Origin of the sequence: Endozoicomonas sp. SESOKO1 (assembly GCF_024606265.1) — a bacterium.
GTDB lineage: Bacteria > Pseudomonadota > Gammaproteobacteria > Pseudomonadales > Endozoicomonadaceae > Endozoicomonas.
Genome location: NZ_JAHHPP010000310.1, coordinates 25155 through 39562, shown reverse-complemented (window position 1 = coordinate 39562; position 14408 = coordinate 25155). Strand labels below are relative to the sequence as shown.

The following is a 14408-nucleotide window of genomic DNA, read 5'->3' as shown; positions in this document are numbered from 1 at the left end:
ATAAAACATCAACAGGCTCTAACATGGAGTGGCGAACGTAGAGAGGTTCAGGTGTTCAACTATCGATCACATAAACCACTCTACTTTTAGCTGGTTCCCTCAATGCAGTGAAGTTGATGGTCTGATGAAAATAGCTTTCAAAATCAAAAAAATAGTTTTAGCCGCTGTTTTTTTGCTGGCGGGGTGCACTGACCAGCAGCCTGCCACTCAAATTCAGTCGCCACCCAGCCACCTTGAAGCAGCCCAGGCAAAAGCCATGCAACTCTGCTCGGGATGCCATGGCCCCACCGGTATCGGTACAACGCCCTATAACCCTAACCTGGCCTGCCAGAAAAAAGAATATATGGTTAAGCAACTGCAATACTACCGGGATGGCTCAAGGTCCACTCACAAACCTATGAATAATATCGCCAGGCTATTGTCAGAAGAAGAAGTCGAGAGTATCAGCGAGTGGTACTCAATAACCGGATGTTTATAAATCCCCTCCATATTGAGATGTCCCGGAAACAACTTGAGATGTCCCGGAAACAACAAAACTCAGATGACCCTGTCAAGATCTATTAACTTTTCAACTAAAAGTGGGAACCTTAATTGCCTAAGTTGGTCTCAGGTATTAAACCAACATAATATGTGTACTTAAAATGACCATAACAGCTCAGCCTGCAAGCAGTACTTTCTTCGCATCAGCCCCTGATTCCGGGACTGCACATGGACACAGTAAGGAAAGCGTTTACAGCTTTGGCAGAAAAGTCATCAGCTTTTTTACCAGTAGCTTTACCAAAAGCCATATGTCCTCCAGCTCCAGTGAAGAGCGTTCCGCATGGAATAATATCTCAAGTTTTTTCAAAGGCCTTTACAGTCGGGCAGTAAAGATTGTCAATTATGTTTCCAGACACATTGGTGAAATGTTACCGCCCTATTTAACCAAAGCCGGAATTGGCAGTGTGGCAGGGTTTGTTATTGGTGCCTTAACACCGATCGGACCGCTGTGGGGGACTGTTGGCGGGTTGCTGATTGCTACTGGCTGGCAACTTGGCGTTGAATGTAACATCGATCGGGATCATCCGGCGTCAGCACGCCCTTAAATTGTTTCAATCTTGTCAGGGGGATTCTTTTCCCCGGTTTTTATATTATCCAACCTTGAATCCCCTCCCACAGCAACTAGCTTTATATAGGTAAACGTCTATATCTACACCGGCATGGAGCCCCTCATGGAAGAGCAAAACATCAAGAAACTGGCGCTGATTATATCTGCCAACTGTATTCGTCAATCCACCATTGAAGAGTGTCAGAAAAAAGGACAGATAAACGACCAACAACTGAACCAGATCAATAAAGAGATGTCTGATCGAATCTTTACCTTCCTGACCTACCTGCTGCAAAAACCTGCTGATGAATACACTGTGATGATGGAAGCAATGGCAAAACACTACCCGGAGAACTGGGAGCAGCCGGAGCTTAGCCAGCTTATTCTGCAGCAACAGGCCCAGACAGGTACATCTGCGTCAACCCAGCATTAATAACCGGTTATTCAGAGCAGCAACTATGCTTGTCCCTGCCCCCGCAGGGACAAAAATAATGCCCGGCAGGATGAGTCGATTTAATTTCCGATTCAATTACCAGCGGTTTCTGGCAGGGACACTCATGTATCTTTCCATGCTTTCCCAGGCCGATACCATCGATCCTGGTCAACACGATAAAGCGCTCACATTAACGCTGGATGAACTGTTAACGGAGCTGCGCATTTCCCACACCCCTAACCTGGAGTCAATGATCGATACCAGCCAGATCTGGCGCAGAAAACCGGGACAGGAACGGTGGGAATTACCCAGGCTGGATATATCAACAAACAAAAGGTACAGAGTCTTTGATCTGCTCGAAAAGCTTGGACTCATTGCCCCCGTCGCGCCATCAACAAAGCAATATGATTATGCACTGCTATTGGGAGCCACTGCCCCCGGCATGAAAAGCAGGCTGGACTATTTAGCTGACTGGTGGCGTCAAGGTGTCCGATTCAAACGCTTGATTTTTCTGGTTGGCCAGCGCCCTCTCACGCCGGGAGCTGATGACCTGGACATTCTGATAACAAAGCCTGAAAAGAAGAAGCTGGACCCACTCCCTTTTACCGAAACTGAGGCGGCTATCATGCTGCATCAACTGGTCCCCATGCCAGAAGCCATGAGAGCCCTGCCGGTTGAGTTTATCGATACGCCAAGAAACTGGAAGAGCGGACTCTGGCACAGGCCCAATACCCGCGACACACTCAGGCACTGGGTAAAAACAGGGCCGCTACCGGGGACTGCCCTGATTATCTCAGACCAGCCTAACGGGCTTTACCAGAAAGAAGTGGTAAAACAGGAGCTGCCGGGTTTTATCATCGATCTGGCGGCGGGACCGGCAGACCCGGCAACTACTCTGCCTGTCTATCTGGATGCCCTCGCATTATGGCTTTACAACCTGAAACCGGTTATCCCCCAATCAGCCCCTTCAAAGGCAGTGATTACCCCAGGACGGCATTAACTCCTGGGCAATTCCCAACTGATCCAGTATCCGGGCAACAATAAAATCAACCATATCATCCACGGTTTCCGGTCGGTTGTAAAAACCGGGAGACGCCGGAAGAATAACACTCCCCATCCGGCTTAATTTCAACATATTTTCCAGATGTATTTCAGAATACGGGGCTTCCCTGGGCACGATGATCAGCTTACGCCGCTCCTTTAATACCACCGTTGCGGCCCGTTGCGTCAGATTATTACTTAAACCACAGGCAATGGCCGACAGGGTCCCGGTGCTGCAGGGACAGATCACCATTGAACTTGGAGCGCCACTGCCGGAAGCAACAGGCGACATCCAGTCATCCTCGCCAAACACACGAATCTGTCTGGGTGCCGCTCGATATCGGTTGGTAAAAAATTGCTCAATAGCTTCAGGAGTATCACCGATATCAAGATCCATTTCTGTGGCCAGAACCACTTTTGCCGCCCTGGAAACCAGAACGAAAACCTGTTGTTCTGCAGCAACGAGACACTCTAATAGCCGAAGTCCGTACTGGGCTCCGGAAGCGCCCGTAATGGCTAAGGTTACTCTTGCCGGATTTGATGGGTTCATCACTCTACTGCCAACCTCAATTTGCCTTGAGCTTTTCTTTCAACCCACTGGCTATACGGCCATGAATCCCCTCAAACCCGCCATTACTCATCACCAGCAAATGGTCACCGGCCGAGGCGGTATCAACCAGATAACGCACAATGGCTTCTGTGGAATCCATAACCGATGACTTTACCGGGCTACCCTGCACTAACTCGGCCAATGGCCAGTCAAGCCCCTGAGGTTTAAACCAGATAACTTCGGAAGCCTGATTGGTAGAGGCTATTAATGATTCCTGATGCACGCCCATTTTCATGGTGTTTGACCTGGGTTCAATGATCACACGAATGTTCGCATTTTCACCCAGTTTGGCTCGCTGCCCGGCCAGGGTGGTGGCAATAGCTGTTGGATGATGGGCAAAATCATCATAAATCCGTATACCCCCAACCTCCTCCACCATTTCCATCCGTCGCTTTACCCCCTGAAAGACCGAAAGCGCCTCACAGGCTGTATCTGGCATGACACCGACATGATGAGCAGCCGCGATGGCTGCCAGGGCATTGGCAACATTATGATCACCTTCCTGCTGCCAGTTCACGGTTCCGACAACCGTCCCTTTATACAAAACCTTAAAGTGGCTGCCATCGCTACTGACCGGTGCAACTTGCCAGAGGCTTTGACTGCCACCCAGATCTTCCTGCTCAGACCAGCAGCCCATAGTCATTACATCGTTGATCTCGGGAATACCGGCAGGATAGATAATCCGACCAGTGCCCGGTATTGTTCTGACCAAATGGTGGAACTGTCGCTGAATGGCGGCAAGATCAGCAAAAATATCCGCATGGTCAAATTCAAGATTATTGATAATCAGTGTCCGTGGGTGGTAGTGAACAAATTTTGAGCGCTTATCAAAAAAAGCGGTATCGTACTCGTCCGCTTCAATAACAAAAAACGGGGTACTGCCGAGTCTTGCGGAAATTCCGAAATCTTTGGGTATACCCCCAATCAGAAAGCCCGGGGACATCCCTGCATAGTCCAGTATCCATGCCAGCATACTGCTGGTACTGGTTTTACCGTGGGTACCGGAAGCGGCCAATATCCAGCGGCCGGGGGCTATGTACCTGGAAAAAAATTCGGGACCTGAAACGTAGGGAAGCCCCTTCTCCAGCACATACTCTACCGCAGGAATCCCCCGTTTCATGGCATTGCCAATCACCACAAGATCCGGTGACGGGCCAAGCGCTTCAATACCATACCCCTGAAATAATGAAATACCCTGTTCTTCCAGTTGGGTACTCATTGGCGGATAAACGTTCTCATCAGAGCCTGATACATCAAATCCAAGCTCTCTGGCCAGCATCGCCAGACTTCCCATAAAAGTGCCACAAATACCCAGAATGTGTATGTGCATTCCCGATCTCTCCAAAAAAAAGTGCTCCAGATTGGGCACAGGCCCTAAAGTCCCTGATACCAGAATTTTGACATTGTTTTTGCCTGATGCGCAAAAGGACGTTGACATCGAAAGACCATCAGCCCATAAAATTGATACATAACAACGCGACAGAGCGCTACCAATAAACTCTCGATCAGGTATCATTTGCAATCAGCCAAGAACGCAAAACAACACACAGCAACACCCGGAATTTAACCGATGACATTGAAGCACGCTTTTTACGCACAGTCTGGCGGTGTTACCGCAGTTATCAATGCTAGTGCCTGCGCGGTTATTGAAACAGCCCGTCGTTACCCGGATAAAATCGGGAAAGTCTACGCAGGGCATAATGGCATCCTGGGGGCTTTGCGTGAGGAGCTTATCGATACCTCATACGAATCCGATGAAACCATCGGTGCCTTATTGAGGACTCCCGGCGGCGCTTTTGGTTCCTGTCGTTACAAGCTGAAGTCCTTCGAAGAAAGCGAAGCGGAATATCGTCGGTTAATTGAAGTCTTTCAGGCCCATAACATTGGCTACTTTTTTTACAACGGTGGCAATGACTCCATGGATACGGCCTGGAAAGTGTCCCGGCTCAGTGAAAAAATGGGGTATCCGATTACCTGTATCGGCGTCCCCAAAACCATCGATAACGACCTGGCGGTTACCGATAACTGCCCGGGTTTTGGCTCCGCGGCCAAATACCTTGCCGTATCCACCAAAGAGGCCAGCCACGATATTGCTTCCATGTGCGATACCTCCACCAAAGTGTTTGTCATGGAAGTCATGGGACGACATGCTGGCTGGCTGGCGGCAGCTACCGGCCTTGCTGCCCGTCAGGATGGCGACCCACCGCATATTATCCTGTTCCCTGAGTTGTCGCTGGACAAAGAAAAATTTCTCAAAAAAGTCCATGAAACCGTTAATAACGAAGGTTACTGCGTGATCGTTGCTTCAGAGGGAGTCAAATACGACGATGGCAGTTTTATCTCCGCATCCACTACGGTCATTGACTCCTTTGGTCACCAGCAACTTGGCGGTGTTGCTCCGGCCCTGTGTAATATGATCAAGCAGGAGTTGGGCTACAAATATCACTATGCTGTTGCTGATTATCTGCAGCGCTCGGCTCGCCATATTGCTTCACGTGTTGACGTAGAGCAGGCTTACGCTGTGGGTAAAGCAGCGGTTGAGCTGGCGGTAACGGGTCACAATGCCGTGATGCCCGCCATTATTCGAGAGTCTGACCTGCCTTATCGCTGGGCGATCAAAGAGGTACCACTGGAAAAGGTCGCCAACTTTGAACGTAAAATGCCACTGGACTTTATCAATGAGGATGGCTTCAACATTACCCAAACCTGTCGGGGTTATCTTGAACCGTTGATTGAAGGAGAGGAGTATCCAGCTTATCTGAACGGCTTACCCCGTTTTGCCAGGTTGAAAAAAGTATTTGTCGATAAGCAGCTGGATACACCATTCGACGTGTAGTTTGAAAGCTCACTGATTAAGGTCGGAGTAAAACCGAAAGTCATTCCGACCTTCATTCTTCGCTACATACATGGCTTCATCTGCCGCCTTGATCAAACCGTCAGCATCACTGGCATTTTCAGGGTAAAAAGCAATGCCGATACTGGTGCCTACCTGTCTTGAAGAATCCCCCAGCTCATGGGGCTCCGTAAGTGCGGCAAGAATTTTATTGGCAACTGTTCTGGCATCTTCAACGCTCCTGGCATCATCCAGAACCACGGCAAACTCATCACCTCCGAGCCTGGCAATCAAGTCAACCTTACGGATACAGCCCTCAAGACGATTGGCAACACTGATCAGTAACTGATCGCCAGCATCATGGCCAAGCTGATCATTGATCTCTTTAAAGTGATCCAGATCCAGGAACATAACCGCCGTATTATTCTGGTAGCGGTCACTTCTGTCCAATGAAGACTGAAGAAACTCCCTGAATAACGTCCGGTTGGCCAGCCCCGTCAGGCTATCATACTTAGCCATTTTCAATAGCTGGTCTTCCAGCTGTTTTCGCTCAGTTATATCCTGAAAGACAAACACGGCTCCCTGGACGGCGTTCCTGTTATTTACAATGGCAGCAATATTGAACTCTGCCGGAAACCTTCCCCGGCTGACATTTATTAATTCAGTGGACTGTTTAAGTGTTCCGCCTTTTTCCAGGCACTCACGATAAACAGCTGACTTCTGCCATTGATCCTGAGCCGTTTCACCCGGAGCGGCGTCCAGAAGAAACTGGCTGATATGCTGATCCAGAAAAACGTCTTCAACACCACCTAACAACTCACAGGCTGTCGGATTGATAAAGGTTATCTTGCCCTCTTTATCCACCCCGACAATACCTTCGCCTGCACAGTCCAGAAGCAGCTTATTCTTCCGGCTGATCCACTGAAGCTCCCTGGTGACCTGTTCAAGCTCCAGCCGCTGCTCTTCCAGTTGCAAAAATACTTTCACTTTACCCAGAAGGATTTCCGGAACAATCGGCTTAGGCAAATAATCAACAGCGCCGGACTGATAACCTTTGGCTACGTAGTTATGATCTTTATTAATTGCGGTAACAAAAATGATGGGAATATTGGCCGTTTGCTTGTTACTGTGCAGCAATGTAGCCGTCTCAAAGCCGTCCATGCCGGGCATCTGTACGTCCAGAAGAATAACCGCAAAGTGGTGGGCCAATACTTCAGACAGTGCTTTCTCGCCAGAATCCACCTTGTGGATTTCAGCACCCAGCGGCTTTAGTAACTTATCCATTGCCAGCAGGTTTTCCGGGCGGTCATCCACAACCAGAATTTTGACGTTGCTCTTTTTCTCCATACCAAACAATCCCTGTCTTATTCCCAAAAGGTTCCATAGAGTCTGTCAGACGACTGAACTCACAAGCCCAGCTTCCTGTAAATTCTAAGGGTACTACTGATATCTTCGAGATGGTTTCTGATCGGGCTGAACTTCAGGTTCTCCCTTCGCCCGATACAGAGAAACCCCCTCGGGCATAAACTGTCATTAATCAAAGTTAATGCCCTGTCCTGCAACTGTTCATTGAAATAAATCAGTACATTGCGGCACATCACCAAATGCATTTCGCCAAAAACCCCATCCGTCACCAGGTTGTGATTGGCAAACGTTATCCGTTGTGACAAATGGTTGTTGACCTTGATGGAATCATAGAGGCTGACCCAGTAATCACTGAGCTTATTCTTCCCCCCTGAAAGGCGGTAATTGTTTTCATAAAGCTCAATATCTTCCGCTGGATAAATCCCCTTTTTGGCCAGATTCAGAGCATCATCATTGAAGTCCGTAGCGTAAATCTGGCAACGATCCAGTATACCTTCCTCTTCCAACAGGATCGCCATGGAGTAAACTTCCTGACCGGAAGCACACCCTGCATGCCATATTTTGATAAACGGGTAAGTCCTGAGTACAGGAATGACCTCTTCCCGCAAGACTTTAAAAACATCAGGATCCCTGAACATTTCCGTAACCACAACGGAGATACTTTTCACAAACCGGTAAAATGCACGATTATCGTGCAGGAACAGTGGAATCAACTCACTGATCTGATTGATGCCTGCCTGCTCCATGTACTTTTTTACCCGACGGATCATCGATGCCCTGGCATAGTCATGAAAGTCATAGCCATAATGCTTCTTGACAGCGTCCAGCAGTAAGTCGAGTTCCAGTCGTTCCAGGTCAGCTACCGGGCAAGTCTCCATCATCGCAGTAGCCACACCTTCAGCATTTCTGTCAGCCTGGCCATATCCAGCGGTTTGGTCATGTAATCATTGGCTCCTGCCTCAAGGCATTTTGCCTTGTCACCCGCCATGGCCTTGGCGGTCAGGGCTATCACCGGAAGTTCTTTAAACTCATTCATTTGCCGAATAGCGGCGGTGGCTTCGTAACCATCCATAATCGGCATCATAATATCCATTAACACCAGTTCAATGCCGTCTTCTTCCTCAAGCTTGCTGATCGCATTCTTGCCATTGTCAGCGAGCACAACTTCCAGCCCCATGCCCTGAAGGGCTTTGGAAAGGGCAAAGGTATTTCTCAAATCATCATCAACCAGCAGAATCTTGTGCCCATCAAGACGCTTCTCAGACCCGGTCACCGGCTCATCGGGCGTATCATCCACCTGATCCTTATTGACGGTATGCAAGAACAGGCTGACTTCATCCGTTATTCTTTCCATGGCTCTGTCACCTTTCATCACCATGGCATTGGTATACTCCTGCAGCAGGGAGTGCTCAGTCTTATCAACAGGGTGCGCAGTGTGAATGATCACTGAAGGCATTTCAGGCCCCAGCCTGGCTTTCATTTTTTCCAGAAACTCCAGCCCGCCGATATTACCCAACTCCAGATCCATAATCAGGCATTGCCACTGGTGATCAACAAGCCCCTGCTCGGCTTCTTCTACTGTGCTGGCATACCCTACATGGAGCCCTTTTTGCTCCAGCATGCTGCCTACCTGGGATCTTTGCTGTTCATCCAGGTCAAGAATCAATACATCACGAATGTCCTGGCTAATGGCCTGCCCAAGAGTCAAAAACGCCTGATCAATATCGGTAATACTCACGGGTTTTTTCAAATAACCAACAGTGCCAAGGCCGGAAACCGACGCTGGATCCCGTCCCGAAATGATATGTACCGGAATATGTCTGGTCGCATCATCGGCTTTTAGCTGAGCAAGTACCTCCTGCCCATCCATATCCGGTAAGCCCAGATCCAGAATAATGGCCGATGGTTGATGCTGTCGGGCCAGGGCAATGCCCTGCTCTCCCGTTGTCGCATGCAAACAGCCAAAGCGATGTTTACCCGCAAGTTGAGTAAGAATGGTGACAAAGTGAGGATCATCTTCAATAGCCAGCAGTTGATAATCTGACGATTGCGAAGGCTCCGATAACGCCACCACCTCCGGCTCATCATTTCTTTCTGACGGTTGAACAGGCGTCTCTGGATCACCGTCGTCAAAAGACTGATCAAAGACATCTGACACATAGTTTTCTGCCAGTACTGTCTCAGGACCAAGAGAACACACTGGATTAGCCGGCAGGAACAGGGTAAAGACGGTTCCTGCACCTTCCTTACTGTCCAGTTCAATAAAGCCCCCCAGAAGTTCTGCCATCTCTCTGGAGATCGCCAGGCCAAGGCCGGTTCCGCCATATTTTCGGCTGGTAGACCCATCAGCTTGCTGGAATGAGCCAAAAATCGATGCCTGCTTCTCTTTGGGAATCCCAATCCCACTGTCTTTAACAGCAAAACCAATCCATGTATCTTCTGAAAAGCGGCCAGGCCGGGCTTCCATAAACATTCTTACCTGAACACTGCCATCCTCGGTAAACTTGAAAGCATTTGACAGGAAGTTCTTGATAATTTGCATTAGCCGCTGACTGTCAGTGAAAACAGACGTGCTTACCCCTTTTTCTATGCTGACCCGGAACTGGAGGCCCCGACTTTCCGCCAGAGGGTTAAACATGGTTTCAATACTGCCTTTGATCTCATTCAGGGGAGTGTCATCAAGATTGACCGACATCTTGCCCGCTTCGACCTTGGACAGGTCAAGAATGTCATTGATCAGCTCAAGTAACTCTTTACCTCCGTTGTAAATCACCTGAGCAGACTCTACCTGGTCTTCGGTCAGGTTACCTTCGTCGTTTTCTGCCAGCATCTGGGAAAGGAGCAGTAAAGAATTCAATGGCGTACGCAGCTCATGGGACATATTGGCAAGAAACTCGGATTTATATTTACTGGCCCGGGCAAGCTCCTCCGCCTTTTCCGTGATCTTTTTACTGGATAGCTCAATATCCTTATTTTTTCGCTCAATCTCTTCTTTCTGGTGCATCAGCTGTTCGCTGAGCTCTTCCAGTTCAACATTGGATTTCTGCAGCTCATCACTCTGGGCTTTCAGCTCTTCCTCTGACTCTTCCAGAATACCGGCCCGCTTTTCCAGCTCTTCATTAACCGAACGCAGTTCTTCTTGTTGTTCCTTTAATGCCTCCGATTGCTCGGTGGTGGTATCGAGAAGCTGATTTACCCGGGTTCGATACTGGGCAGAGTTAATGGCAATGGCAATACTTTCAATAGAATGTTCAAGAAACAGGCGCTGCTCATCCGTCATTGGGACAAGCCGGGCAAACTCAAATACTCCCTTAAGCTCATTCTCATAGCAAAGGGGCACAATCATAAGATAAGCCGGTCTCACAGAGCCCAGTCCAGACTCAACGTCAATGTAGCCATCGGGTACATTGGCTATCTCAATCGCTTCCCTTTCCAGCGCTGCCTGACCAATCAGCCCTTCACCAATATCAAAACAATGGGCATGCTGATTGCGTTTACTCCAGGCATAAGTTCCCATCAACTGCAGCTGGTTTTTATCATCCTTTACAAACATGGCGCCGGAATGCATATCCAGATAGCGGGCAATATAAGCCACAATGTTATGGCACAGCTCCGCCATCGCCTGCTCACCACGGACACTGTTATGCAACCCGGCCATGCCTTCCTGAAGCCAGTTTTTCCGGGTATTTTCAGCGCTGACGGTACGCAACCTTTCCGTCATCTGGGCAAAACTGCGACTTAGTTCGCTGATCTCATTATTGCCGTTCAGTACAGCCCCTTCGGCATAGTCGCCCGCAGCGACTCGATTGACCCAGCGGGTAATCAGACGGATAGGCTTAACCAGTTGTCGCGTGACAAACAGGGCAATAACGACCACCAGGGCAAAAGTGATGGCGATAAGCACAAAAAGGCGCTTTCGAAAGTCCTGAACTGATGCAAAAGCATGCCGGTGCGTGACTTCTGACAGAATGACCATGGGGGTTCCGGCAATATTGATTGGCAGATATATCCCCAGAACTTCTTCACCATGAATGTAGCTTCGAATATGGTTCAAGCTCGCTTTAGCTGCCCGGCCTAATATGTCCTGCTCGTCCAGACTTAAAGCATCAAGATCTTCTGAAATGGATTCCAGATCATGCTCATGCTCATGCTCTCCATTAGGCTCAAAAACATGACCATCATCTGAAGAGAATATTCCGAAATGGTCTTCCTCTTCTATGAAGCTCCCATCATCCTCAAGATGACTTAACCATAAGTTGATAAGCGGGTTATCATCCGCAAATTTAAGCTGTTCCTGATTTTCAAACCGGGTACCAAAGCGAATTTGACGATCCCTACCGACAAGAAACGACGAGAGGCCGACGTCGGACTCACCTTTATCAAACATCACCTGAATATTCTTCGGGTGAATCTGCACCGCAATAAAACCTACTGCTTGCTGGAAGGAATCCGCCAGCGGCAATATTAAAAAGATGACTTTCTCATTGCCTATGGGCGGGTAGGCAGCAAGGTCAGCATACTTTGGCTGCTGATCATCAAGGCTGTCTTTAACCGCTTGAGAAAAAAACGTATTTTCCAGCTCTGAAGAGAACAGGTTTTTTCCTAAATCACTGTATTCATTCACTGTATAGAGAATATTGCCTGCTGCATCACCCAGAATCACATCGGAGTAATCATAGAATCGCAGGAAATCCACATACTCCATAGCGTACTTTTCGTATATATCCCCGTATTCCCTGGAATTAATAAACGCAGAAACCGGCTGTGTTTTAAAGCCAGGAGCCGTCACCAATTCGGTAATAAATGCTTCGGAAGATGATGCCATAATGAATAAATTGGTTAACACCGTATCAAAGTATTCATTAATGCGTTGAGTTAATTGAAAATTTACAGATGAAAGCTGATCATAACGATCTTTAACAATGGCTTCTTTTCCGGTCTTGTACTCATTCAGCCCAACAATCACAACCGGCCCAATGGATAAAACAATAAACCAGAGAAAAAGTGTGAGTGCCAGGCCACCCGTCTTTCGCTGACTGTTTTCACTGGGTGATTCTGAACTCATGGTTTAATCTCTGTACTTTAATCCAAGGGTGGAATCTGGAACTTTCCCATCTCCTATTCATCGTTAAATTGCGGAAAAAAATTAGGGGCAATCCGATAGGAACCCAAGAAAAATCCAATACAGAGTTGGCTGTTGTCAGTGGCGATAAATGTTTGTAAGGTGTTGCGGGCTGGTCACGACAGGAGCCATACGGAATCGCCGGAAATGGCAAGGATAAACTATTGCTTCAGGATGCCTTAACCCGGATCCAGAGATATGGACCCGGATTCAGCAGTGGCTCAGTTTTTTTCTCTTAACCCATAATTCTTGAACTTGCCCAGAACCACGCCGATTTCTTCATCAGAGAGCGTTGGGATTGTTAGCCCTGTTTGCAGCAAGTTGACGTACAACTTTGACAAGGTTTCAACTTCTTCTGCCAGCCATATTGCTTTACCCAGAGTTTCTCCGGCAGCGGTCATGCCGTGGTGTTGCATCAGGATTGCATTTCTCTCAGTGAATCCTGTGGCAACATAATCGGACAGTTCAGGGGTGCCATAGGTAGCATAGGGAACACAGGGAATGTCTTTCCCGCCTGCAGCCGCAATCATATAGTGAATCGCTGGAATGCCCTTATTCAAAATGGACAGGGCGGTGCTGAATTGAGCGTGGTTATGCACCACCGCGTTCATGTCCGCCCGAGTCTGATAAATGATCTGATGGAAGCGCCACTCGCTTGAAGGAACTTTGCCATCTTCGTAAGTGCCGTCATTGTCAACAAAGACAATATCATTTTCTTCCATCTGATCGTAGGCGATGCCGGAAGGGGTAATCAGCATTCCGTTCTCATAGCGGCAACTGATGTTACCTGCAGTTCCCTGATTCAGACCTGAGCGGTTCATCTCCTGACAGGCTGCAATTATTTTTCCGGACAGATCGTTTCTGATGCTCATGCGTGGTAGCTCCTCGCTGTAATAATGGTCAGTACAACGCCATGGCAATAGCTAATGGCTGCTATACCGACATGACCGTTTATGACCGAATCAATATAAAATATACGATATTTTTTTTGCTATCTTCAATAAAAATATTTTCCCACATGGATTTCCTGGCTCCACACACTCCTTTATGAATAAAGACTTTCATCAAGTCTTTATTCATCAGCCAGAGCATTTTTTGATATAAATCAATGATGACCGATTATGACCGTTTTAAGATAATGAGCATTGATGAGGTTTTGATGTGAATGATGTGAATGGTGTGAACAAAGAGCTGGGCAATCGCCTTCGGGATATTGTGAACCGGGTTGATCACTCTGGTTCCATCAGTGTAAAAAACCTGGCGCAGCAATTTGATGTCTCTGTCGAAACCATGCGCAGAGATCTGCGGGCACTGGAAGAGAAGGGCCTGTTGCGTCGTCAACATGGTAGTGCACTTTCTCTGGCGGGTGATGACGTTGGCCTGGCATTTGGGCAGAGAGCCGATGAGCAGGCGACAGAAAAAAACGCTATTGCGCAGAAAGCCGTGAGCATGATTCGGGCTGGAGATACCATCATGCTCGATGCCAGCTCAAGCAGCTGGTACCTGGCAAAAGCGCTGCCTGATATGAAATTAACCGTGATCACTAACTCAATGCGGGTTGCTTTTGAGCTGGTTTCGCGATCAAGGATTAAGACGCTCACCGTCGGTGGAGAGTACTCAGAAAAGTATGGTGCTTTTTTGGGGCCGCTCGCAACAGCACAGGTCAGTCACTTTGGTGCAGAGATTCTGTTTTTTTCCTGCACTGGCTTTCAGGAAGAATCAGGCGCCTGGGAGAGCAACGAAGCCAACGCTGCTATCAAGCAGGCAATGCTCAGATGTGCAGGAAGGAGTGTGTTGTTGTGTGATTCTTCAAAGGTTGGAAAATCCGGTTTGATCCGCCTTTGCAGGACCGATGATCTTGATCGGGTTATTAGTGAATAAGAGCTCCAACCTCTTTTATACGACACAAATTATGTG

At 48.2% G+C, this 14408-nt stretch carries 12 protein-coding genes; 6 read left to right on the top strand and 6 right to left on the bottom strand.

Going from position 1 to position 14408, the window contains the following annotated elements; genetic code table 11:
- The first annotated feature begins 124 nt into the window (after positions 1-124).
- The 4 genes from KDK13_RS13850 to KDK13_RS13835 all read left to right on the top strand — a co-directional run bounded on the left by KDK13_RS13850 (position 125) and on the right by KDK13_RS13835 (position 2520).
- Positions 125-478 carry a c-type cytochrome gene (locus KDK13_RS13850; RefSeq protein WP_257285562.1) on the top strand — a complete coding sequence of 118 codons (354 nt, stop codon included), beginning with the start codon at positions 125-127 and terminating at the stop codon, positions 476-478.
- A 163-nt stretch (positions 479-641) separates the two neighbouring features.
- Positions 642-1085 (top strand): hypothetical protein, encoded by a 444-nt coding sequence (locus KDK13_RS13845; protein ID WP_257285561.1) that lies wholly within the window; start codon positions 642-644, stop codon positions 1083-1085.
- Between the two features lie 126 nt (positions 1086-1211).
- Complete coding sequence (locus tag KDK13_RS13840; RefSeq protein ID WP_257285560.1) at positions 1212-1520, top strand: hypothetical protein; 309 nt, start codon at positions 1212-1214, stop codon at positions 1518-1520.
- Between the two features lie 58 nt (positions 1521-1578).
- Positions 1579-2520, top strand: a complete 942-nt coding sequence (locus KDK13_RS13835; RefSeq protein ID WP_257285559.1) for a hypothetical protein — start codon at positions 1579-1581, stop codon at positions 2518-2520.
- Here KDK13_RS13835 and KDK13_RS13830 read toward each other — a convergent pair.
- Positions 2488-3111: a flavin prenyltransferase UbiX gene (locus KDK13_RS13830; RefSeq protein ID WP_257285588.1), complete on the bottom strand. Its 624-nt coding sequence runs from the start codon at positions 3109-3111 to the stop codon at positions 2488-2490. The two genes, KDK13_RS13835 and KDK13_RS13830, sit on opposite strands and share 33 nt — an antisense overlap.
- A gap of 16 nt (positions 3112-3127) precedes the next feature.
- Positions 3128-4501 carry a UDP-N-acetylmuramate:L-alanyl-gamma-D-glutamyl-meso-diaminopimelate ligase gene (gene mpl / locus KDK13_RS13825; RefSeq protein ID WP_257285558.1) on the bottom strand — a complete coding sequence of 458 codons (1374 nt, stop codon included), beginning with the start codon at positions 4499-4501 and terminating at the stop codon, positions 3128-3130.
- A gap of 240 nt (positions 4502-4741) precedes the next feature.
- On the opposite strand from mpl, the gene KDK13_RS13820 reads away from it, so the two are divergent.
- Positions 4742-6007 (top strand): 6-phosphofructokinase, encoded by a 1266-nt coding sequence (locus KDK13_RS13820; RefSeq protein WP_257285557.1) that lies wholly within the window; start codon positions 4742-4744, stop codon positions 6005-6007.
- Between the two features lie 9 nt (positions 6008-6016).
- On the opposite strand, the gene KDK13_RS13815 is transcribed toward KDK13_RS13820, so the two are convergent.
- The 4 genes from KDK13_RS13815 to KDK13_RS13800 form a co-directional block, all read right to left on the bottom strand.
- Positions 6017-7351, bottom strand: coding sequence for a diguanylate cyclase domain-containing protein (locus tag KDK13_RS13815; protein ID WP_257285556.1), 1335 nt, complete (start codon positions 7349-7351; stop codon positions 6017-6019).
- A gap of 59 nt (positions 7352-7410) precedes the next feature.
- On the bottom strand, positions 7411-8250 hold the full coding sequence (locus KDK13_RS13810; RefSeq protein WP_257285555.1) for a protein-glutamate O-methyltransferase CheR: 840 nt from the start codon (positions 8248-8250) through the stop codon (positions 7411-7413).
- Positions 8247-12434: a response regulator gene (locus KDK13_RS13805; protein WP_257285554.1), complete on the bottom strand. Its 4188-nt coding sequence runs from the start codon at positions 12432-12434 to the stop codon at positions 8247-8249. The genes KDK13_RS13810 and KDK13_RS13805 overlap by 4 nt, the downstream gene beginning before the upstream one ends.
- A gap of 278 nt (positions 12435-12712) precedes the next feature.
- Positions 12713-13363, bottom strand: a complete 651-nt coding sequence (locus KDK13_RS13800) for an L-fuculose-phosphate aldolase (protein ID WP_257285553.1) — start codon at positions 13361-13363, stop codon at positions 12713-12715.
- A 289-nt stretch (positions 13364-13652) separates the two neighbouring features.
- Between KDK13_RS13800 and KDK13_RS13795 the strand changes: the two genes are divergently transcribed.
- Positions 13653-14372 (top strand): DeoR/GlpR family DNA-binding transcription regulator, encoded by a 720-nt coding sequence (locus KDK13_RS13795; RefSeq protein ID WP_257285552.1) that lies wholly within the window; start codon positions 13653-13655, stop codon positions 14370-14372.
- The last annotated feature ends 36 nt before the right edge of the window (positions 14373-14408 follow it).

What these genes read in the sequence shown, in the direction of transcription:
- KDK13_RS13815 (WP_257285556.1), bottom strand. Translation starts at nt 7,351, where the DNA reads ATGGAGAAAAAGAGCAACGTCAAAATTCTGGTTGTGGATGACCGCCCG.
- KDK13_RS13805 (WP_257285554.1), bottom strand. Translation starts at nt 12,434, where the DNA reads ATGAGTTCAGAATCACCCAGTGAAAACAGTCAGCGAAAGACGGGTGGC.
- KDK13_RS13800 (WP_257285553.1), bottom strand. Translation starts at nt 13,363, where the DNA reads ATGAGCATCAGAAACGATCTGTCCGGAAAAATAATTGCAGCCTGTCAG.
- KDK13_RS13845 (WP_257285561.1), top strand. Translation starts at nt 642, where the DNA reads ATGACCATAACAGCTCAGCCTGCAAGCAGTACTTTCTTCGCATCAGCC.
- KDK13_RS13835 (WP_257285559.1), top strand. Translation starts at nt 1,579, where the DNA reads ATGCCCGGCAGGATGAGTCGATTTAATTTCCGATTCAATTACCAGCGG.
- KDK13_RS13850 (WP_257285562.1), top strand. Translation starts at nt 125, where the DNA reads ATGAAAATAGCTTTCAAAATCAAAAAAATAGTTTTAGCCGCTGTTTTT.
- KDK13_RS13810 (WP_257285555.1), bottom strand. Translation starts at nt 8,250, where the DNA reads ATGATGGAGACTTGCCCGGTAGCTGACCTGGAACGACTGGAACTCGAC.
- KDK13_RS13840 (WP_257285560.1), top strand. Translation starts at nt 1,212, where the DNA reads ATGGAAGAGCAAAACATCAAGAAACTGGCGCTGATTATATCTGCCAAC.
- KDK13_RS13830 (WP_257285588.1), bottom strand. Translation starts at nt 3,111, where the DNA reads ATGAACCCATCAAATCCGGCAAGAGTAACCTTAGCCATTACGGGCGCT.
- mpl (WP_257285558.1), bottom strand. Translation starts at nt 4,501, where the DNA reads ATGCACATACACATTCTGGGTATTTGTGGCACTTTTATGGGAAGTCTG.
- KDK13_RS13820 (WP_257285557.1), top strand. Translation starts at nt 4,742, where the DNA reads ATGACATTGAAGCACGCTTTTTACGCACAGTCTGGCGGTGTTACCGCA.